At 61.6% G+C, this 20,545-nt stretch carries 11 protein-coding genes, 2 tRNA genes and 3 rRNA genes; 14 read left to right on the top strand and 2 right to left on the bottom strand.

Annotation, left to right across the window (positions count from 1 at the left end):
• Positions 1-14: 14 nt before the first annotated feature.
• A complete protein-coding gene (gene rocF / locus C8C99_RS13365) occupies positions 15-992 on the bottom strand; it encodes an arginase (protein ID WP_108625996.1) in 978 nt (325 codons plus the stop codon).
• Between the two features lie 188 nt (positions 993-1,180).
• Here rocF and holA point away from each other — a divergent pair, with 188 nt between their 5' ends.
• Positions 1,181-2,236 carry a DNA polymerase III subunit delta gene (gene holA, locus C8C99_RS13360; RefSeq protein WP_108625995.1) on the top strand — a complete coding sequence of 352 codons (1,056 nt, stop codon included), beginning with the start codon at positions 1,181-1,183 and terminating at the stop codon, positions 2,234-2,236.
• Entirely contained in the window at positions 2,209-3,603 is a 1,395-nt protein-coding gene (locus C8C99_RS13355; protein ID WP_233247220.1) for an FAD-binding oxidoreductase, read from the top strand. The genes holA and C8C99_RS13355 overlap by 28 nt, the downstream gene beginning before the upstream one ends.
• A gap of 376 nt (positions 3,604-3,979) precedes the next feature.
• Here C8C99_RS13355 and C8C99_RS13350 read toward each other — a convergent pair whose 3' ends face one another.
• Positions 3,980-4,318 (bottom strand): hypothetical protein, encoded by a 339-nt coding sequence (locus C8C99_RS13350; RefSeq protein WP_108625994.1) that lies wholly within the window; start codon positions 4,316-4,318, stop codon positions 3,980-3,982.
• Between the two features lie 46 nt (positions 4,319-4,364).
• Here C8C99_RS13350 and C8C99_RS13345 point away from each other — a divergent pair, with 46 nt between their 5' ends.
• The 12 genes from C8C99_RS13345 (at position 4,365) to rrf (ending at position 20,404) form a co-directional block, all read left to right on the top strand.
• On the top strand, positions 4,365-5,645 hold the full coding sequence (locus C8C99_RS13345; protein ID WP_108625993.1) for a glutamate-5-semialdehyde dehydrogenase: 1,281 nt from the start codon (positions 4,365-4,367) through the stop codon (positions 5,643-5,645).
• A 60-nt stretch (positions 5,646-5,705) separates the two neighbouring features.
• Positions 5,706-7,169 (top strand): Trk system potassium transporter TrkA, encoded by a 1,464-nt coding sequence (trkA, locus tag C8C99_RS13340; protein ID WP_108625992.1) that lies wholly within the window; start codon positions 5,706-5,708, stop codon positions 7,167-7,169.
• Positions 7,170-7,196: 27 nt separating this feature from the next.
• Entirely contained in the window at positions 7,197-8,663 is a 1,467-nt protein-coding gene (locus C8C99_RS13335; RefSeq protein WP_108625991.1) for a TrkH family potassium uptake protein, read from the top strand.
• A gap of 95 nt (positions 8,664-8,758) precedes the next feature.
• On the top strand, positions 8,759-10,054 hold the full coding sequence (gene gshA, locus C8C99_RS13330; protein ID WP_056643695.1) for a glutamate--cysteine ligase: 1,296 nt from the start codon (positions 8,759-8,761) through the stop codon (positions 10,052-10,054).
• Positions 10,055-10,322: 268 nt separating this feature from the next.
• Entirely contained in the window at positions 10,323-12,191 is a 1,869-nt protein-coding gene (locus C8C99_RS13325) for a potassium transporter Kup (protein WP_056643693.1), read from the top strand.
• A gap of 167 nt (positions 12,192-12,358) precedes the next feature.
• The gene (locus tag C8C99_RS13320; RefSeq protein ID WP_108625990.1) at positions 12,359-13,546 is read left to right on the top strand and encodes a benzoate/H(+) symporter BenE family transporter; all 1,188 of its coding nucleotides are present in this window, start codon (positions 12,359-12,361) and stop codon (positions 13,544-13,546) included.
• Between the two features lie 52 nt (positions 13,547-13,598).
• A complete protein-coding gene (gene gshB, locus C8C99_RS13315; RefSeq protein ID WP_108625989.1) occupies positions 13,599-14,555 on the top strand; it encodes a glutathione synthase in 957 nt (318 codons plus the stop codon).
• A 554-nt stretch (positions 14,556-15,109) separates the two neighbouring features.
• A 16S ribosomal RNA gene (locus C8C99_RS13310) occupies positions 15,110-16,638 on the top strand.
• Between the two features lie 52 nt (positions 16,639-16,690).
• A tRNA-Ile gene (locus C8C99_RS13305) sits at positions 16,691-16,767 on the top strand.
• 33 nt (positions 16,768-16,800) lie between these two features.
• A tRNA-Ala gene (locus C8C99_RS13300) sits at positions 16,801-16,876 on the top strand.
• A gap of 392 nt (positions 16,877-17,268) precedes the next feature.
• Positions 17,269-20,147, top strand: a 23S ribosomal RNA gene (locus C8C99_RS13295).
• Positions 20,148-20,291: 144 nt separating this feature from the next.
• Positions 20,292-20,404 (top strand): 5S ribosomal RNA (gene rrf / locus C8C99_RS13290).
• The 16S, 23S and 5S rRNA genes sit together here with 2 tRNA genes alongside, the layout of an rRNA operon.
• The last annotated feature ends 141 nt before the right edge of the window (positions 20,405-20,545 follow it).

Raw genomic sequence — 20,545 nt, 5'->3', positions numbered from 1 at the left:
GAGCGTCTGCGCGCTCAGGCGCTCAGCGTTGGCCCCTGGCCATGCGAGGGCACGCGCATCAGCGTGCTCTTGCCAAACAGCGACTCCACCAGGTCCACCGCCAGCACGGCGGTGCGGTTGCGCACATCCAGCGCGGGGTTGAGTTCCACAATGTCCAGCGAGGCCAGCCGCCCGCTGTCGGCAATCATCTCCATGCACAGCTGCGCCTCGCGGTAGGTGGGGCCGCCGGGCACCGTAGTGCCCACGCCGGGCGCAATGTCGGGGTCCAGAAAGTCCACATCAAAGCTCACATGCAGGTGGGTGTGCGCGTCCAGCCCGGCCAGCGCCTGCTGCATGGTCTGGCGCATGCCCACCTCGTCGATGTAGCGCATGTCGAACACCTCCAGGCCCTGCTCGTGCACAAAGCGCTTTTCGCCCGCGTCCACACTGCGGATGCCGATCTGCCGGATCTGTGACGGGTGCAGCGCAGGCCCACCGCCCGGCATGCGGGCCAGCCCGGTCAGCGCCTCGGGGCCAAATCCGCACAGGCAGGCCACGGGCATGCCATGCACATTGCCGCTAGGCGTCAGTGCACTGGTGTTGAAGTCGGCGTGGGCATCCAGCCATAGCACCCGCAGCTTCTTGCCCACCTCCGCGCAATGGCGGGCCACGGCGCTGATGCTGCCCAGGCCCAGGCAGTGGTCGCCGCCCAGCAGGATGGGCAGGTGGCCCAGCTGCAGCTCGGCATACACCGCATCGAACACGCGCTGGTTCCATTCCACCACCTCGGGCAGGTGGCGGTAGCCGTCCACGGGCGGCTGCCAGGGGTTGGCCGGACCGCTCAGGTTGCCCCGGTCAAACACCTGCAGCCCGTGGGACTCCAGCGCCGCTTGCAGGCCCGCCACACGCAAGGCCTCGGGCCCCATGGAGGCCCCGCGCGCCCCGGCGCCGATATCGGTGGGGGCGCCGATCAGGCTGGTGGGCTGGGCTCTGCGCAGGGCGGTGGGGGGCATGGCGGTCTGACTTTCTGGGGGGTGGCAGTGAGCGGTCGGGGCGCTGGCGCCCGGGGGAATTCTCAGGGCTTTGGGCGCCAATGAACAGCGCCGCAGCTGATCGGTTCGTGGCCTCCCTTGTGCACTGTGAGGGCATCCGCTGGCAATTTGCGCGATGGCGGGTCTGCCCAGGCGATAAACTTTGCCGCATGCAAGTCGCCCTGGCCCAACTCTCTCAGCATCTTCAACGGGGCCTGTCGCCGCTTTATGTCTTGCATGGCGACGAGCCTCTGCTGCAGCAGGAAGCCGCCGACGCCATCCGCGCCACGGCCCGCGCCCAGGGCTACACCGAGCGCAGCAGCTACACCGTGGCGGGCGCCCATTTCGACTGGAGCGCCGTGCTGGCCGCCGGTGGCTCGCTCAGCCTGTTTGCCGACAAGCAGATCGTCGAGATCCGCATCCCCTCAGGCAAGCCCGGCAAGGACGGCAGCATGGCCCTGCAGCAGGTGGCCGAATCCGCACGTGGCAACGACAGCACCCTCACGCTGGTGATGCTGCCGCGCCTGGACAAGGCCACACGCACTGGCGCCTGGTTTGCGGCGCTGGAAGGCAACGGCGTCTCTATTCAGATCGACCCCATCGAGCGCGGCATGCTGCCGCAGTGGATCGCCCAGCGCCTGGCCGCGCAGGGCCAGCGCGTGGTAGCGGGCGAGGAAGGCCAGCGCACGCTGCAGTTCTTTGCCGACCGGGTGGAAGGCAACCTGCTGGCCGCGCACCAGGAAATCCAGAAGCTCGCGCTGCTGCACCCGGCGGGCGAACTCACGCAAGCCCAGGTCGAGGCCGCCGTGCTCAACGTGGCGCGCTACGACGTGTTCAAGCTGTCCGAATCAGTGCTCGCCGGGCAGACCGCCCGCGTGCAGCGCATGCTCGATGGCCTGCAGGCCGAGGGCGAGGCCGAAGTGCTGGTGCACTGGGCGCTGGCCGAAGACATCCGTGCCCTCAAGCGCGTGAAAGACGCCATGAACGCCGGCCGCCCACTGCCCATGGCCCTGCGCGAGAACCGCATCTGGGGCCCCAAGGAGCGGCTGTTTGAACGCATCCTGCCCAAGGCCAGCGACGCCGCCCTGGCGCGCCTGTTGCAGTCGGCACATACGGTGGACGGCATTGTCAAAGGCCTCAAGCAGCCCGACTGGCCGCAGGACGGCTGGCAGGCCCTGCAGCGCCTGGCGCTGCAGCTGTGCCGCCTGACCAGCGCGGCCCGGTGATGGCACCTGCGGATTCCACCCTGCGGCCCTCGCAGGGTTCTCGGTCTTTGCGCCTGCCCAACGACGACGCCACCAACGGCTGGTCTGCCATCTTGCCCCCACGCACGCCGCGTCCCGCGCTGCAGGGCGATGTGTTGGCCGACTGGCTGGTGCTGGGCGCGGGCTTTGCGGGCCTGGCCGCTGCGCGCCGCCTGGCCGAGCTGCGCCCGCACGCCTACATCGTGGTGGTAGACGCAGGCACCGTGGGCAACAACGCCTCAGGCCGCAACTCGGGCTTTGCGATTGATGTGCCGCACAACATTGGCAGCTCGCTCGAAGAACTGCGCCAGGCCGCGCACTACCAGGCCTTGCTCACGGCGGGCATGAACGACCTGGAGGGGCTGGTGGCACAGCACCGCATCGACTGCCAGTGGCGCCGCGCAGGCAAGTACCACTGCGCTGTATCGCCCGCCGCGGAGCGCACGCTGCAGCACCATGTGCAGGAGCTGCGCGCCCTGGGGGCTCCGCACGAGCTGCTGGACCGCAACGCCCTGGCCGCACGCCTGGGCACCCGCTACTTTGCCGCTGGGCTCTACACGCCGGGCACCGTGCTGCTCAACCCCGCCGCGCTGTGCCGGGGCTTGGCCGATGCGTTGCCTGCCAACGTGACCTTGCACGAGCAAACGCCGGTGCAGCGGCTGGACCTGTCGGGTGGCCGGGTGGTGGCGCACACCCCGCAGGGCCGCGTGCGTGCGCCGCAGTTGCTGCTGGCGGCCAATGGCTTTGCGCAGCAGCTGGGCTTGTTTGGCAGTGCCTGGGGCGCAGAGACCTTTCCGCTGGTCACCTTCGGCTCACTGACCGCGCCGCTCACGCCCGAGCAGCGCAGCCGCCTGGGTGCGCCCGAGGGCTGGGGCGTGACGCCTGCCAGCGCCGTGACCGGGGCTACGCTGCGTTACACGGACGACCACCGCATTCTGGTGCGCCAGGGGTTTGAATATGCGCCGCATTTCCGCGTCAGCCCAGCGGTGCGCGAGCGGGTGCGGTGTGAGCACGCTGCGGTGTTTGCGGCGCGTTTTCCGCAACTGGGCGATGTGGCGCTGGAGCATTTTTGGGAGGGCTCCATCGCCATCACCCGCAATGGTGCGCCGCGCTGGGGGCGGCTGGCCCCGCAGGTGCATGGGGTGGCGGGGTGCAACGGAGCGGGGGTGGTCAAGTTCACTGCGCTGGGGGCTTTGGCGGCGGATTTGGCGCTGGGGCAGGACCACCCATTGCTGGCGCATGCGTTGGCGTTGGGTGGGCCGACGCGGATGCCGCCCCAGCCGTTCATGGGGCTGGGGGTGCGGGCTTATATTGCGCGGGAGAAGTGGTTGGGGCGGGCGGAGGTTTGATTGTTTTTGGCTTCTAGTGCTTGTGAGATAAGCGCTGACAGCTATTGAATTGGTAGCGTTTGCCGGGGCTTGCTCGTTGATTTGGTTGCAAGCCTGTGCGCAGGGCGGGAGCCGGGTTGTCGCCCCGGCGGGCGAGGTACTTTTCTTTGCTTCGCCAAACAAAAGTACCCAAAAGAAAGGCGACCCCACTGTCTGCGTCCCTGCGCTTCGCTTCGGGCAACCTGCGGTGCTCGCGTCCAGCGGGGTCTCGCTCAAACTCGCTGCGCTCAAACAGTCGCGAGCCCTGATCCGCTGGCCGCTGCGCTCCTCGGCGCATACAGAGGGGAGGGGAAACGAACAGCCACTCGGGCCGTCGCGTTGCTCGGCCCCGGGGTGGTCAGCCAGCGTTCATGGTGCCCTGTGCTTTTTCTGCCCACATCGTCAGGTTCGCCACCAGATCCTTCTGGCTGAACGAGCAGCTTTCTTCCGAGAACAACGCGCTCGATTCCAGCCGGTCCAGCAGGTTCAGCAGCACTTCGCTGTAGCGCGGGGGCAGGGCGGCCAGCAGGGTGGTTTGCTCGCGGGCCAGGGTGCTCAGGGCGGCGGCGGTGTGGTCGCCGCGTTCAAAGGCTTGCAGGGCCTGGGTGAAGGTGGTCAGCTGGGTGTGGGCGGTGTCGGTCATGGCGTAGCCGGGCGGATCGATGGTGGGTGACAGGCCCGAGGGTAAAGCAGCCATGGGCCCGCGCCCACCGGGCCGATACCAAGTGCGGCAAAATCGCTGGATGAATGCCCTCAACGTCGCTGAATACACGCACTCTCTCGGTCTCCAGGCAAAAACGGCCTCGGCGCTGATGGCCAAAGCGCCAGCAGCTATCAAAAACAAAGCGCTCAAGGCGCTGGCCCGGTTGCTGCGCGAGAACGTGGCTGCGCTGCAGGTTGACAACGCCAAAGACCTGGAGCGCGCCGTGGCCAATGGACTGGCGGGCCCGATGGTGGACCGGCTCAAGCTCACCCCCAAGGTGCTGGAGACCTGCGCCGAGGGCTGTGAGCAGCTGGCCGCCATGCCCGACATCATTGGCGAGATCCTCGGCATGAAGCAGCAGCCCAGCGGCATCCGCGTGGGGCAGATGCGCGTGCCGATCGGTGTGTTCGGCATGATTTACGAGAGCCGTCCCAACGTCACCATCGAAGCCGCATCTCTGTCGATCAAGAGCGGCAATGCCTGCATCCTGCGCGGTGGGTCCGAGGCGATTGATTCGAACAAGGCGCTTGCCAAGATCGTGCAGCAGGCGCTGGCCGAGGCCGGACTGCCGCAAGACGCGGTGCAGCTGGTGCAGACCACCGACCGCGAGGCCGTGGGCCAGCTCATCACCATGCCGCAGTTTGTGGACGTGATCATCCCGCGCGGCGGCAAGGGCCTGATCGAGCGCATCAGCCGCGATGCCAAGGTGCCCGTCATCAAGCACCTGGACGGCAACTGCCACACGTATGTGGATGACCCCTGTGACATCGCCATGGCCGTCAAGGTGGCCGACAACGCCAAGACCAACAAGTACAGCCCCTGCAACGCGAGCGAAGGCCTGCTGGTGGCGCGCGGCGTGGCGGCAGAGTTCTTGCCCCAAATCGGCGCGGTGTATGCCGCCAAGGGCGTGGAGATGCGCGGTTGCCCCGAGTCGCTGGCGATTTTGCAGTCGGTGCCAGGTGCCAATCTGGTGCCCGCCACCGAGCAGGACTGGAGCGAGGAATACCTGGCCCCCATCATCAGCGTGAAGGTCGTGGCGGGGGTGGACGAGGCCATTGCCCACATCAACCGCTACAGCAGCCACCACACCGACGCCATCCTGACGCGCGACCACATGCACGCCCAGCAGTTCCTGCGCGAGGTGGATTCGGCCAGCGTGATGGTGAACGCGAGCACGCGGTTTGCCGACGGCTTTGAGTACGGGCTGGGCGCCGAAATCGGCATCAGCACCGACAAGTTCCACGCGCGCGGCCCGGTGGGCATTGAAGGCCTCACTTCGCTCAAGTACGTGGTGCTGGGCGAGGGCGAGGTGCGGGCCTGATGTGCTCCTGAAACAATAGCTGCTGGCGCATATTCGACTAGCGCTTGCGGCCTATTTCACATGAAAATCATCATCCTCGGCGCCGGCCGCGTGGGCCAGAGCGTGGCAGACAGCCTGGTGTCCGAGCGCAACGACATCACCGTCATCGACACGGATGCCGCGCGCCTGCGAGACCTGGAGTCGCGGTTTGACCTGCGCGGGGTGGTGGGCAACGGCATCGAGCCCGCCGTGCTGGCCGAGGCGGGGGCCGAGGACACCGACCTGCTGATCGCCTGCGCCGCGCAGGACGAGACCAACCTGGTGTGCTGCAAGATCGCGCAACTGCTGTTCAACATCCCCAAACGCATCGCGCGGGTGCGGTCCACAGGCTTCGAGGCCCATGAACGGCTGGTGGGCCCCGAGGGGTTTGCGGTGGACCGCATCATCTGCCCTGAAGAATCGCTGACCCGCTACATCGGCAAGCTCATCGAGTACCCCGAGGCCATGCAGGTGCGCGAATTTGCCGGGGGGCGCGCCTGCCTGGTGTCGGTGCGGGCGCGTGGGGGGGCTCCCATGGTGGGCCACTCCATCGGCGCGCTGCGCGAGAGTGCGCCGGAGCTGGCGATGCGCATGGTGGCGATCTACCGGCGGTTCCCGGACGAGCCCGACCGTTTCATCGCCTGCGACGGCCGCACGCGCGTCGAGCCGGGGGACGAGGTGTTCGTGCTGGCCGCGCACGAGCACATTGCCAACGTGCTGGCTGCCCTGCACCGGCCCGCCTCCCAGCAGCCCCAGCCCGTGCGCCGCATCATGATTGCGGGCGGCGGCCGCGTGGGCCTGCGGCTGGCGCGGCAGCTCAGCCAGGCGGGCGGGCGCTTTCACATCAAGATCATCGAGGACCATGCGGACCGCTGCGTGGAGCTGGCGTCGGCCCTGCCCCCCGAGGTGCTGGTGCTGCAGGGCGATACCACCGACGAAGACCTGCTGGGTGACGAAGGCATCGAGGAGGTGGACCTGTTCCTCGCGCTCACCGACGATGACGAGGACAACATCATGTCGTGCCTGCTGGCCAAGCGCATGGGCGCGAGCCGGGTGCTGGCCCTCATCAACCGGCGCAGCTATGCCGACCTGATGCACGGCACGCAGATCGACATTGCACTGTCGCCCGCGCAGGCCATGCTGGGTGAGCTGCTGGCCTATGTGCGCCAGGGCGACGTGCAGGCGGTACACAGCCTGCGCCGGGGCGTGGCCGAGGCGCTGGAGATCGTGGCGCGCGGCGACCGCAAGAGTTCGCGTGTGGTCGGCCGCAAGGTCAGTGACCTGCAACTGCCGCGCGATGTGCACATTGGCCTGATCGTGCGCGGTCTGCCCGACGCGTCGGAAACGGCGGGTGCAGCCACTGCCGATCTGCGCGAGCCCGAGGTCATCATCCCGCGCAGCGCCACGGTGATCGAGAGCAACGACCATGTGGTGTTTTTCCTGCCCAACAAGCGGCTGGTGCGCGACGTGGAAAAGCTCTTCCGCGTGAGCGCAACTTTTTTCTGACCCGGCACCGAGCTGCGCGAGACCTCCATGACGGACATGTTTCCCGTTCTGCGCGTGCTGGGCATTCTGTTGATGATCTTCTCGCTGTCCATGGGCCTGCCGCTGGCGGTGTCGCTGTGGACGCGCGATGGCGTCTGGTTTGTGTACCCACTGTCCATGGGGGCCACGATGCTGGCCGGCGCCTGGCTGTGGTGGCGGCTGCGGCTTTTTCGGCAGGAGCTGCAACCGCGCCACGGCGTGATGCTGGTCTCGCTGGTGTGGGCGCTGTTGCCCCTGTCGGCCGCGCTGCCGCTGATGCTGGCCGGGCACTACACCGGGCACCCGCTGTCGTTCACGCACGCCTATTTCGAGGCCGTGTCGGGGCTCACCACCACGGGCTCCACCGTGCTGGCGGGCCTGGATGCGTTGCCGGTGTCGGTGAATGTGTGGCGCACCTTTTTGCAGTGGATGGGCGGCATGGGCATCCTGATCCTGGCCGTGGCCGTGCTGCCGCTGCTGGGCGTGGGCGGCAGCCAGCTGTTCAAGGCCGAGGCGGCGGGGCCGCTGAAGGACACCAAGCTCACGCCGCGCATGACCGGCACGGCCAAGGGGCTATGGGGGGTGTATGCGTTGTTCTCCACGCTGTGTGGCCTGGCCTACTGGGCGGGGGGCATGGCGCCGCTCGATGCGTTGATGCACATGTTCACCACCGTGAGCCTGGGCGGGCTGTCGTCGCACGACCTGAGCTTTGGTTACTTCCAGTCGCCGCTGCTGGAGGCGATCTGCATCTTCTTCATGCTGGTGGCCAGCTGCAATTTCGCGTTGTACTTCATTGCCCTTCGCAAGGGCCAGTGGGGCGGCTTCTGGCGCGACCCGGAGCTGCGGGCCACGCTGGTGACGCTGATCGGCGGCGGTCTGCTGGTGGCGCTGCTGCTGTGGGCCAAGGGCGTCTATGCGCCACTCGATGCCTTGCGCCATGGCATGTTCAACTTGGTGTCGATGGCCACCACCACCGGCTACGCCACGGTGGACTACCTGGCCTGGCCCGTGTTTGCGCCGGTGTTCATGCTGCTGCTGTCGGGCGTGGCCACCAGTGCGGGCTCGACGGGCGGAGGCATCAAGATGGTGCGCATGCTCATTCTGGTCAAGCAGGCGCGCCGCGAGATGAACCGCCTGGTGCACCCGCGCGCCGTGCAGCCGGTGCAGCTGGGCGATGCTGTGGTGGACAACCGGGTGATCTTCTCGGTGCTGGCCTTCATGCTGGTCTATGGCGGCACGGTCTTTGGGCTGAGCATGGTCATGCTGCTGACGGACCTGGACCCGGTGACGGCGTTCTCGGTAGTGTTGGCCAGCGTCAACTGCGCGGGGCCGGGCCTGGGCAGTGTGGGGCCTGCGTCCAACTATGCGGTGTTGACCGACTTTCAGATCTGGGTGTGTACGCTGGCCATGCTGCTGGGGCGGCTGGAGATACTGAGCTTCATGGCCTTGCTGACCCCGGCGTTCTGGCGCCGGTAGGGGGCAGGGCAGGGGCTGCACCCGGGGTCACTTGCGAAAACCTGGCGTGACCCCACATCCTACAATTCACCGCAATCGCTTCCCGAGGGCTTTCCATGGTTCCGCATCTCATCACGGCCCTCACGGGGCCGATCAACGAACTCGAACAGCGCATTCTCGACTCGATGCCCGCCATCGAACGCTGGTTCCGGCTGGAGTGGATGGAGCACACCCCGCCGTTCTACACCTCGGTGGACATCCGCAATGCGGGCTTCAAGCTGGCCCCGGTCGATACCAACCTGTTCCCGGGCGGCTGGAACAACCTGACCAAGGAGATGCTGCCCTTGGCGGTGCAGGCCGCCATGGCCGCCATCGAAAAGATCTGCCCCGAAGCGCGCAACCTGCTCATCATCCCCGAGAACCACACGCGCAACACGTTCTACCTGTCCAACGTGGTGCAGCTGCAGCGCATCTTCAACATGGCGGGTCTCAACGTGCGGGTGGGCTCCATCAGCCCCGAGATCAAGAAGTCCACGTTGATCGAGCTGCCCAACGGCGACTCGGTAACGCTGGAACCCGTGGTCCGCAACAAGGGGCGCCTGGGGCTCAAGAATTTTGACCCCTGCACCATCCTGCTCAACAACGACCTCTCGGCCGGCGCGCCCGGCATTCTGGAGGATATCCACGAACAGTACCTGCTGCCGCCGCTGCATGCCGGCTGGAGCGTGCGCAAGAAGAGCACGCACTTCAAGAATTACGAAGAAGTGGCCAAGCGCTTTGGCAAGATGCTGGGCATCGACCCCTGGCTCATCAACCCCATGTACAGCCAGTGCGACGGCATGGACTTTGCCGAAGACAAGGGGATGGACAAGCTGCAGACTACCGTGGACGCCTTGCTAACCAAGGTGCGGCGCAAGTACAAGGAATACGGCATCAACGAGAAGCCGTTCGTCATCGTCAAGGCCAACAACGGCACCTACGGCATGGGCGTGATGACCGTGCGCGATGCCAAGGAGCTGGACGCGATGAACCGCAAGACCAAGAACAAGATGGCCGTCATCAAGGACGGCCAGCCGGTCAGCGACCTCATCATCCAGGAAGGCGTGCTGACCCAGGAGCGGGTGCACGAGGCCGTGGCCGAGCCCGTGGTCTACATGATGGACCGTTACGTGGTGGGCGGCTTCTACCGCATGCACGCCGAGCGCGGCGTGGACGAGAACCTCAATGCCCCGGGTGCGAGCTTCGTGCCGCTGGCCTTCGAGCACAGCACCCACATGCCCCAGCCCGGCGTGCGCCCTGGGGTGAGCGCACCCAACCGCTTCTATATGTATGGCGTGGTGGCTCGGCTGGCGATGCTCGCGGCCAGCTATGAACTGGAGGCGACCAACCCCGACGCCGAGGTGTACGACTAAACCCCCTGGGCGCCCGTGCCGCTGAGTCCCTGTGCGGCTTGGCGAAGCGGGCTTGTCCAGGTTGGCGGCGGCGCCCTGGAGTGGCCCGCGCAACGGCCTGCAGCGGGAGGGTGCCGCCCGGCATGCCACGCTCACGTCCGCTTGCCAAGAGCGAGTTGCTGCATTGCAACATGGAGTGGTGCCTCCAGACGCTTGATCTGGCTCAGGCGCACAATAGCGTTCCCAAAAGTAACGGAACCCCGTCTGGCCGAGCGCCCGGGGGTGGTCAGTGCAAAGCTCCAAGTCATCGCTCGCAGCGCTCACGCTGGGCGCCATCGGTGTTGTGTATGGCGATATCGGCACCAGCGTGCTGTATGCCGTCAAGGAGGTGTTCGGGTCCGGCCATGTGCCTTTCACGCCCGCAAACGTCTACGGCATCCTCTCCATCTTTTTCTGGACCCTCACGGTCATCGTCTCCCTGAAGTACGTGGTGCTGGTGCTGCGCGCCGACAACAACGGCGAAGGTGGTCTCATCGCCATGCTGGCCCTGGCCTCGCAGGCCGTCAAAGACAAACCCCAGCTGCGCAGCGTGCTGCTGGGCGTGGGTATTTTTGGCACGTCGTTGTTTTATGGCGATGGCGTCATCACCCCGGCCATCTCGGTGCTGTCGGCGGTGGAGGGGCTGGAGGTGGTGTCCGAGCACTTCAAGCACTACGTGATCCCGATCACGCTGGTGGTGCTGTTTTGCCTGTTTGCTGTGCAAAAGCGCGGCACGGGCGGCATTGGCAAGTTTTTTGGCCCCATCACGCTGGTGTGGTTTATCACCATCGCGCTGCTGGGCGTGTCGCACATCGTGGGCCACCCGGAGATCTTGTGGGCGCTGAGCCCGCACCATGCGCTGGGCTTCATGTGGGCCAACCCGGGCACCAGCTTCATCATTCTGGGCGCGGTGGTGCTGTGCGTGACGGGGGCCGAGGCCCTGTATGCCGACCTGGGCCACTTCGGCAAGCGGCCGATCCGCATGGCCTGGTTTGGCGTGGCCATGCCGGCCCTCACGCTCAATTATTTTGGCCAGGGCGCGTTGCTGCTGGCCGAGCCCGAGGCTGTCAAGAACCCATTTTTTCTGATGGCGCCTGACTGGGCACTGGTGCCCTTGGTCATCCTGGCCACCATGGCCACTGTGATTGCCTCGCAGGCGCTGATCACTGGCGCGTTCAGCGTGACCAAACAGGTCATCCAGCTGGGCTACCTGCCGCGCCTGAACATCCAGCACACCAGCGTGCGCGACACGGGCCAGATCTATATGCCGCTGGTCAACTGGGGGCTGTTCGTGGCCATCGTGCTGGCGGTGGTGATGTTCCGTTCGTCCAGCAATCTGGCTGCGGCCTACGGCATCGCGGTGACGCTGGACATGCTGATCACCACCACGCTGACCTTCTTCGTGATCCGCTACGGCTGGGGCTATCCGTTGGCGCTGTGCATCGCGGCCACGGGCTGCTTCTTTGTGGTGGACCTGGCGTTCTTCGCCTCCAACCTGCTCAAGCTGTTCCAGGGCGGCTGGTTCCCGCTGATGATCGGCGGCATCGTGTTCTCGCTCATGATGACCTGGAAGGAAGGGCGCCGCCTGCTCAACGACAAGCTGCGCGCCGATGCCATCGACCTCAAGGACTTTCTGGAATCGATCTTCATCAGCCCGCCCACACGGGTGGATGGCACTGCCGTCTTCCTGACGGCCGAAACCGGCGCAGTGCCTAATGCCTTGCTGCACAACCTCAAGCACAACAAGGTGCTGCACCAGCAAAACCTGTTTGTCACCGTGCACAACCATGAGACACCCTGGATTGGCCTGGACAAGCGGCTGCAGGTCGAGTCGCTGGGGCACGACTGCTGGCAGGTGGTGGTGCACTACGGCTTCAAGAACGACCCCGACCTGCCCCGTGCGCTGGAGCTGCTGCGTGGGCGAGGCTGTGAGCTGGAGCCCATGACCACCAGCTATTTCCTGTCGCGCGACACCGTCATCCCCACTATCGGCAGCGGCATGGCGCCCTGGCGCGAAAAGCTGTTCGCTCAGATGCACCACAACGCCAGCGGTGCGGCCGACTTCCTGCACCTGCCCAATAACGCGGTGGTCGAGCTCGGCTCCAAGATCGAGATCTGACCGCAGGGGCTCTTCAGGCCCCCTGCAGGTACTGCGAGGCAGTTTGAGGCGGTTTTTGCTTGGTAGCGCTAGTGTTAATTGCCTGGAGTGCTATTAATAATGTAGTGACAGGTGCGAGCTGCCGGTCTGTCTCATTGCCCGATGCGCGCGGTGACAGAATCGCACCCATGCAATTTTTCAAAGACCTGAGCCTTTCCACGGCAGTGGCGGGCTTCGTGGCGGTGCTGGTGGGCTTTACCAGTTCGGTGGCCATCGTGTTCCAGGCCGCCCAGGCGTTTGGCGCCACGCCTGCGCAGATTACGTCCTGGATGTGGGCGCTGGGTCTGGGCATGGGGCTGTGTTCGCTGGTGCCCTCGCTGATCCTGCGCCAGCCCGTCATGGTGGCCTGGTCCACACCGGGCGCCGCCGTGCTGGCCACGGCGGGGTTGGCGGGCGGCTTCAGCATGGGCGAGGCCATCGGCGCCTTCATGCTCAGCGCCTTGCTCATCACCCTGGCGGGCGCTACCGGCTGGTTTGAGCGCGTGATGAACCGCATCCCCATGGAAATCGCTGCGGCCCTGCTGGCTGGCGTGCTGGCCCGCTTCGGCCTGCAGGCATTTGCGGCAGCCCAGACCGCGTTGCCCTTGGTGCTGCTGATGTTGATGGTCTATCTGGTGAGCCGCCGTCTGGCTGCGCGGTATGCGGTGGTCATCACCCTCGCAGTGGCGGTGGCGTTTGTGGCCACCCAGGGGCAGATGGCCTGGTCGGCGGTGCAGCTGGAGTTGGCCCTGCCGGTTTTCACCGCGCCCCAGTTCAGCGTGGCTGCCGCCATCAGCCTGGCGATTCCTTTGTTTGTGGTGACCATGGCCTCGCAAAACCTGCCCGGTGTGGCGGTCATCCGTGCGTCGGGCTACGACCTGCCCATTTCACGGCTCATCACGCTCACGGGTCTGGCCACCCTGGTGCTGGCGCCTTTTGGCGCATTCGCTCTCAATTTCAGCGCCATCACCGCGGCCATGTGCATGGGCCCCGAAGCGCACGCCGATCGCAGCCGGCGCTACACGGCCGCAGTGGCATGCGGTGCCATCTATGTGGCGATCGGTCTGTTTGGTGCGGTCATCACGGGGCTGCTCACCGCCTTTCCCAAGGAACTGGTGGTGACCATCGCGGGGTTGGCCCTGCTGGGCACCATCGGCAACGGTCTGGCGGCGGCGCTGCGGGACGAGTCGCACCGCGAGGCGGCGCTCATCACCTTTCTAGTCACCCTCAGCGGTGTGGTCATTGTTGGGGTGGGCTCTGCCTTCTGGGGAGTGGTGGCCGGCAGCATTGCGCTATTTGTGCAACAGTACAGGCGTTCGCAGGCCAACGGCGCGTAAGCCGCCTTGGCTGCCTGGGCCCCTGGCCTCCTCCCTTTCTTGACCCGACACCATGAAACTGCTCTTCATCGCCGACCCGCTGCAAAGCTTCAAGATTTACAAGGACACCACCTTCGCCATGATGCGCGAGGCACAGCGTCGCGGCCACACCCTCACGGTGTGCGAGCCGCCGCACATCACCTGGCAGCGCGGCAGCAAGGTCACTGCCCGGGTGCAGGACATCCGCCTCACGGGAGATGCCACCGACTGGTACGAGGCCCAGCCGCAGCGCAGCGCAGCGTTGGCCGACTTTGACGCGGTGCTCATGCGCAAGGACCCGCCCTTCGACAGCGAGTACTTCTACGCGACGCACTTGCTGGAGCAGGCAGAGCGCGACGGCGCACGCGTATTCAACAAGCCCAGCGCCTTGCGCGACCACCCTGAAAAGCTGGCCATCATGGAGTTCCCGCAGTTCATCGGGCCCACGCTGGTCACCCGGGATGCGGAAGACATTCGCCGTTTTCATGCGGAGCACCAGGACATCATCCTCAAACCCCTGGACGGCATGGGTGGTATGGGGATCTTCCGCGTGGGGCCAGACGGCCTCAACCTGGGCAGCATCACCGAAACCCTCAACCGCCACGGCGCACAGAGCGTGATGGTGCAAAAGTTTCTCCCCGAGATCGTTGAGGGCGACAAGCGGGTTCTTATCATTGGCGGCAAGCCGGTGCCGTTCTGTCTGGCGCGCATTCCCCAAGGCAGCGAAGTGCGGGGCAACCTGGCCGCTGGCGGCAAGGGCGTGGCGCGCCCTCTGTCAGCGCGGGATCGTGAGATTGGCGAAGCACTGGGCCCTGTGCTGGAGTCGCGTGGCCTGCTGCTGGCTGGGGTGGATGTGATTGGAGACTGCGTTACGGAGATCAATGTCACCAGTCCGACCTGCTTTCAGGAAATCTTTGATCAGACAGGCTGCGATGTGGCCTTCCTGTTCATCGATGCGCTGGAGGCGGCTGTGGCGGGTGCGTGCAACTGATCATCAGAGCGGGTTTTCGAATAAGTCTCTGGGGTTTTCCCTGCCGTTCATTGAAACCGTGCTATAGTCGAAGGCTTCGCTACTGAGACTTGAGCGCAAAAGTGTTCAGGTGCTATGGGTGGTTTGTGGTGGTGCTTCGGTGCTGCTGCGGATGACCTGGAAAGGTGGTGGAAAAAGTTTGGTTTTGTGTTCTGAGTGGGTTAAAAACCGGTATAGAATACAAGGCTTCGCTCGGTGGAGATGGTTGCTGCGAAATGCGGGAGTCGTCGAAACGGGGTAAAAAAAGAAGACGAAAGTTTGACAGTTCTTTAAAAACTGTGCTAGAATTCAAGGCTTCGCTGATCGCAGCGAGGTTTGCAAAATAAAGAAGATTGTGGTCTGATTTATTTTGTTGGGATCCTTAAAAACATACAGCCGATAAGCGTGGGCGTTTGATGGCGAGTGCCAAGTTCTTTGGAACTAGTGCTTAGCACTACAAACGCTCATGAGAGAGAAGTGAAGTTCACTTCAATTCTTAATTATGAGTTGCTCGAAAGAGCGAAAAAATCAAGATCGAACTGTAGAGTTTGATCCTGGCTCAGATTGAACGCTGGCGGCATGCCTTACACATGCAAGTCGAACGGTAACAGGTCTTCGGATGCTGACGAGTGGCGAACGGGTGAGTAATACATCGGAACGTGCCCGAGAGTGGGGGATAACGAAGCGAAAGCTTTGCTAATACCGCATACGATCTCAGGATGAAAGCAGGGGACCGCAAGGCCTTGCGCTCACGGAGCGGCCGATGGCAGATTAGGTAGTTGGTGGGATAAAAGCTTACCAAGCCGACGATCTGTAGCTGGTCTGAGAGGACGACCAGCCACACTGGGACTGAGACACGGCCCAGACTCCTACGGGAGGCAGCAGTGGGGAATTTTGGACAATGGGCGCAAGCCTGATCCAGCCATGCCGCGTGCAGGATGAAGGCCTTCGGGTTGTAAACTGCTTTTGTACGGAACGAAAAGACTCTGGATAATACCTGGGGTTCATGACGGTACCGTAAGAATAAGCACCGGCTAACTACGTGCCAGCAGCCGCGGTAATACGTAGGGTGCGAGCGTTAATCGGAATTACTGGGCGTAAAGCGTGCGCAGGCGGTTATATAAGACAGATGTGAAATCCCCGGGCTCAACCTGGGAACTGCATTTGTGACTGTATAGCTAGAGTACGGCAGAGGGGGATGGAATTCCGCGTGTAGCAGTGAAATGCGTAGATATGCGGAGGAACACCGATGGCGAAGGCAATCCCCTGGGCCTGTACTGACGCTCATGCACGAAAGCGTGGGGAGCAAACAGGATTAGATACCCTGGTAGTCCACGCCCTAAACGATGTCAACTGGTTGTTGGGTCTTCACTGACTCAGTAACGAAGCTAACGCGTGAAGTTGACCGCCTGGGGAGTACGGCCGCAAGGTTGAAACTCAAAGGAATTGACGGGGACCCGCACAAGCGGTGGATGATGTGGTTTAATTCGATGCAACGCGAAAAACCTTACCCACCTTTGACATGTACGGAATCCTTTAGAGATAGAGGAGTGCTCGAAAGAGAGCCGTAACACAGGTGCTGCATGGCTGTCGTCAGCTCGTGTCGTGAGATGTTGGGTTAAGTCCCGCAACGAGCGCAACCCTTGCCATTAGTTGCTACGAAAGGGCACTCTAATGGGACTGCCGGTGACAAACCGGAGGAAGGTGGGGATGACGTCAAGTCCTCATGGCCCTTATAGGTGGGGCTACACACGTCATACAATGGCTGGTACAGAGGGTTGCCAACCCGCGAGGGGGAGCCAATCCCATAAAGCCAGTCGTAGTCCGGATCGCAGTCTGCAACTCGACTGCGTGAAGTCGGAATCGCTAGTAATCGCGGATCAGAATGTCGCGGTGAATACGTTCCCGGGTCTTGTACACACCGCCCGTCACACCATGGGAGCGGGTTCTGCCAGAAGTAGTTAGCCTAACCGCAAGGAGGGCGATTACCACGGCAGGGTTCGTGACTGGGGTGAAGTCGTAACAAGGTAGCCGTATCGGAAGGTGCGGCTGGATCACCTCCTTTCTGGAAAACTGCATTCAATATTGAACGCCCACACTTATCGGTTGTTGGAACAGGGTCTGTAGCTCAGCTGGTTAGAGCACTGTGTTGATAACGCAGGGGTCGTTGGTTCGAGCCCAACTAGACCCACCAAATTCCGATGGCTAGATGCGGTAAGAGGACACTGGGGGATTAGCTCAGCTGGGAGAGCACCTGCTTTGCAAGCAGGGGGTCGTCGGTTCGATCCCGTCATCCTCCACCACCCAACGACAAGAGAAGACTTCGGTCATTCAACACCAAAGCGGCTTTGCTAAGAGGCTGCTTTGTTGTTGATCAATATCGATTGATCAATCGGCTGTTCTTTAAAAATTCATAGAGTCGAAATCAGAGTTGCCAGGGGAAACTGCACATTCGTAAAGGTTTAGTGCAGACCGTGCCCCTGGTGACAAATTTTTGATTGCGTCAAAACGAATGTTCAATGAGCAAACGTGATTGCGAAAGCGATTGCGAAGTAATTTGAACTCAGTAATGACGAATGTTTCTTGATAGTGATATCGAGGAATTATTCACATTACGGCATAACGCGCCAGGTGAAAGACCTGGCAAGTCCTTGAAGATGATGGCGATATCTTGAAAGAGATGTCAAAGTTATAGGGTCAAGTGACTAAGAGCATGTGGTGGATGCCTTGGCGATTACAGGCGACGAAAGACGTGATAGCCTGCGATAAGCTTCGGGGAGCTGGCAAATAAGCTTTGATCCGGAGATTTCTGAATGGGGAAACCCACCTCGCAAGAGGTATCGCATACTGAATACATAGGTATGCGAGGCGAACCGGGTGAACTGAAACATCTCAGTAGCTCGAGGAAAAGACATCAACCGAGATTCCGAAAGTAGTGGCGAGCGAAATCGGAAGAGCCTTCTAGTGATAGCACGACTGTTAGCAAAACGGGATGGAAAGCCCGGCCATAGCAGGTGATAGCCCTGTATGCGAAAACAGACGTGTGGTACTAAGTTAGAGAAAAGTAGGGCGGGACACGAGAAATCCTGTCTGAATATGGGGGGACCATCCTCCAAGGCTAAATACTCGTAATCGACCGATAGTGAACCAGTACCGTGAGGGAAAGGCGAAAAGAACCCCGGGAGGGGAGTGAAATAGATCCTGAAACCGCATGCTTACAAAAAGTAGGAGCCCGCAAGGGTGACTGCGTACCTTTTGTATAATGGGTCAGCGACTTACATTCAGTGGCAAGGTTAACCGAATAGGGAAGCCGTAGAGAAATCGAGTCCGAATAGGGCGAATCAGTCGCTGGGTGTAGACCCGAAACCAAGTGATCTATCCATGGCCAGGATGAAGGTGCCGTAACAGGTACTGGAGGTCCGAACCCACTAGTGTTGCAAAACTAGGGGATGAGCTGTGGATAGGGGTGAAAGGCTAAACAAACTTGGAAATAGCTGGTTCTCTCCGAAAACTATTTAGGTAGTGCCTCAAGTATTACCTGCGGGGGTAGAGCACTGTTTAGGCTAGGGGGTCATGGCGACTTACCAAACCTATGCAAACTCCGAATACCGCAGAGTACAGCTTGGGAGACAGAGCACCGGGTGCTAACGTCCGGACTCAAGAGGGAAACAACCCAGACCGCCAGCTAAGGTCCCTAAAATTGGCTAAGTGGGAAACGAAGTGGGAAGGCTAAAACAGTCAGGATGTTGGCTTAGAAGCAGCCATCATTTAAAGAAAGCGTAATAGCTCACTGATCGAGTCGTCCTGCGCGGAAGATGTAACGGGGCTAAGCCAGTTACCGAAGCTGCGGATTTGCAATTTATTGCAAGTGGTAGGAGAGCGTTCTGTAGGCCTGTGAAGGTGTCTGGTAACGGATGCTGGAGGTATCAGAAGTGCGAATGCTGACATGAGTAGCGTTAAAGGGGGTGAAAAGCCCCCTCGCCGTAAGCGCAAGGTTTTCTACGCAACGTTCATCGGCGTAGAGTGAGTCGGCCCCTAAGGCGAGGCAGAGATGCGTAGCTGATGGGAAACAGGTCAATATTCCTGTACCGATCAATAGTGCGATGTGGGGACGGAGAAGGTTAGCTCAGCCAACTGTTGGATATGTTGGTTCAAGCCTGTAGTCGTGCCTGGTAGGCAAATCCGCCGGGCTTAGATGAGGGGTGATAACGAGTCTGCTTGCAGACGAAGTGAGTGATACCCTGCTTCCAGGAAAAGCCACTAAGCTTCAGCTATTGACGACCGTACCGCAAACCGACACTGGTGCGCGAGATGAGTATTCTAAGGCGCTTGAGAGAACTCAGGAGAAGGAACTCGGCAAATTGATACCGTAACTTCGGGAGAAGGTATGCCCCAAGTAGGTGAACTCGTACAGAGGGAGCCCAACGGGGTTGCAAAAAATCGGTGGCTGCGACTGTTTAATAAAAACACAGCACTCTGCAAACACGAAAGTGGACGTATAGGGTGTGACGCCTGCCCGGTGCTGGAAGATTAAATGATGGGGTGCAAGCTCTTGATTGAAGTCCCAGTAAACGGCGGCCGTAACTATAACGGTCCTAAGGTAGCGAAATTCCTTGTCGGGTAAGTTCCGACCTGCACGAATGGCGTAACGATGGCCACACTGTCTCCTCCTGAGACTCAGCGAAGTTGAAATGTTTGTGATGATGCAATCTCCCCGCGGAAAGACGGAAAGACCCCATGAACCTTTACTGTAGCTTTGTATTGGACTTTGAACAGATCTGTGTAGGATAGGTGGGAGGCTTTGAAGTGAGGACGCTAGTTCTCATGGAGCCAACGTTGAAATACCACCCTGGTGTGTTTGAGGTTCTAACCTAGGTCCATTATCTGGATCGGGGACAGTGCATGGTAGGCAGTTTGACTGGGGCGGTCTCCTCCCAAAGCGTAACGGAGGAGTTCGAAGGTACGCTAGTTACGGTCGGACATCGTGACGATAGTGCAATGGCATAAGCGTGCTTAACTGCGAGACTGACAAGTCGAGCAGATGCGAAAGCAGGACATAGTGATCCGGTGGTTCTGTATGGAAGGGCCATCGCTCAACGGATAAAAGGTACTCTGGGGATAACAGGCTGATACCGCCCAAGAGTTCATATCGACGGCGGTGTTTGGCACCTCGATGTCGGCTCATCTCATCCTGGGGCTGTAGCCGGTCCCAAGGGTATGGCTGTTCGCCATTTAAAGAGGTACGTGAGCTGGGTTTAAAACGTCGTGAGACAGTTTGGTCCCTATCTTCCGTGGGCGCTGCAGATTTGAGGAAGCCTGCTCCTAGTACGAGAGGACCGGAGTGGACACACCTCTGGTGTATCGGTTGTCACGCCAGTGGCATTGCCGAGTAGCTAAGTGTGGAAGAGATAACCGCTGAAAGCATCTAAGCGGGAAACTCGTTTCAAGATGAGATCTGCCGGGGCCTTGAGCCCCCTAAAGAGTCGTTCAAGACCAGGACGTTGATAGGTCAGGTGTGGAAGCGCAGTAATGCGTTAAGCTAACTGATACTAATTGCTCGTGCGGCTTGACCCTATAACTTTGATAGCCAACACGCTCACCAGCGTGAAGCTCAAAGTCTGTTATGCCAAGTTAGACGCAGTCAAATACAAAAAATCTGATTCCAGACTCTATGAATTCGCCAGGCTGTTCACAAGAACAGCCCAGCACCAAGTTATGCCTGATGACCATAGCAAGTTGGTACCACTCCTTCCCATCCCGAACAGGACAGTGAAACGACTTTGCGCCGATGATAGTGCGGGTTCCCGTGTGAAAGTAGGTCATCGTCAGGCTCTTACAGCCCAGAAAACCCCAGTCTCCAAAGGACTGGGGTTTTTTGCTTTGGAGCGCCAGATTCGCCACAGGACTAGCTCTCAGCGCACACATCGGTTCCCTCTTCCTGATCCCTCCCTTGGCCTTTAGCCGCGAGACAT

This window comes from Acidovorax sp. 107 (assembly GCF_003058055.1).
Lineage (GTDB): Bacteria > Pseudomonadota > Gammaproteobacteria > Burkholderiales > Burkholderiaceae_C > Acidovorax.
This window is presented reverse-complemented; position numbering and strand designations above follow the sequence as displayed.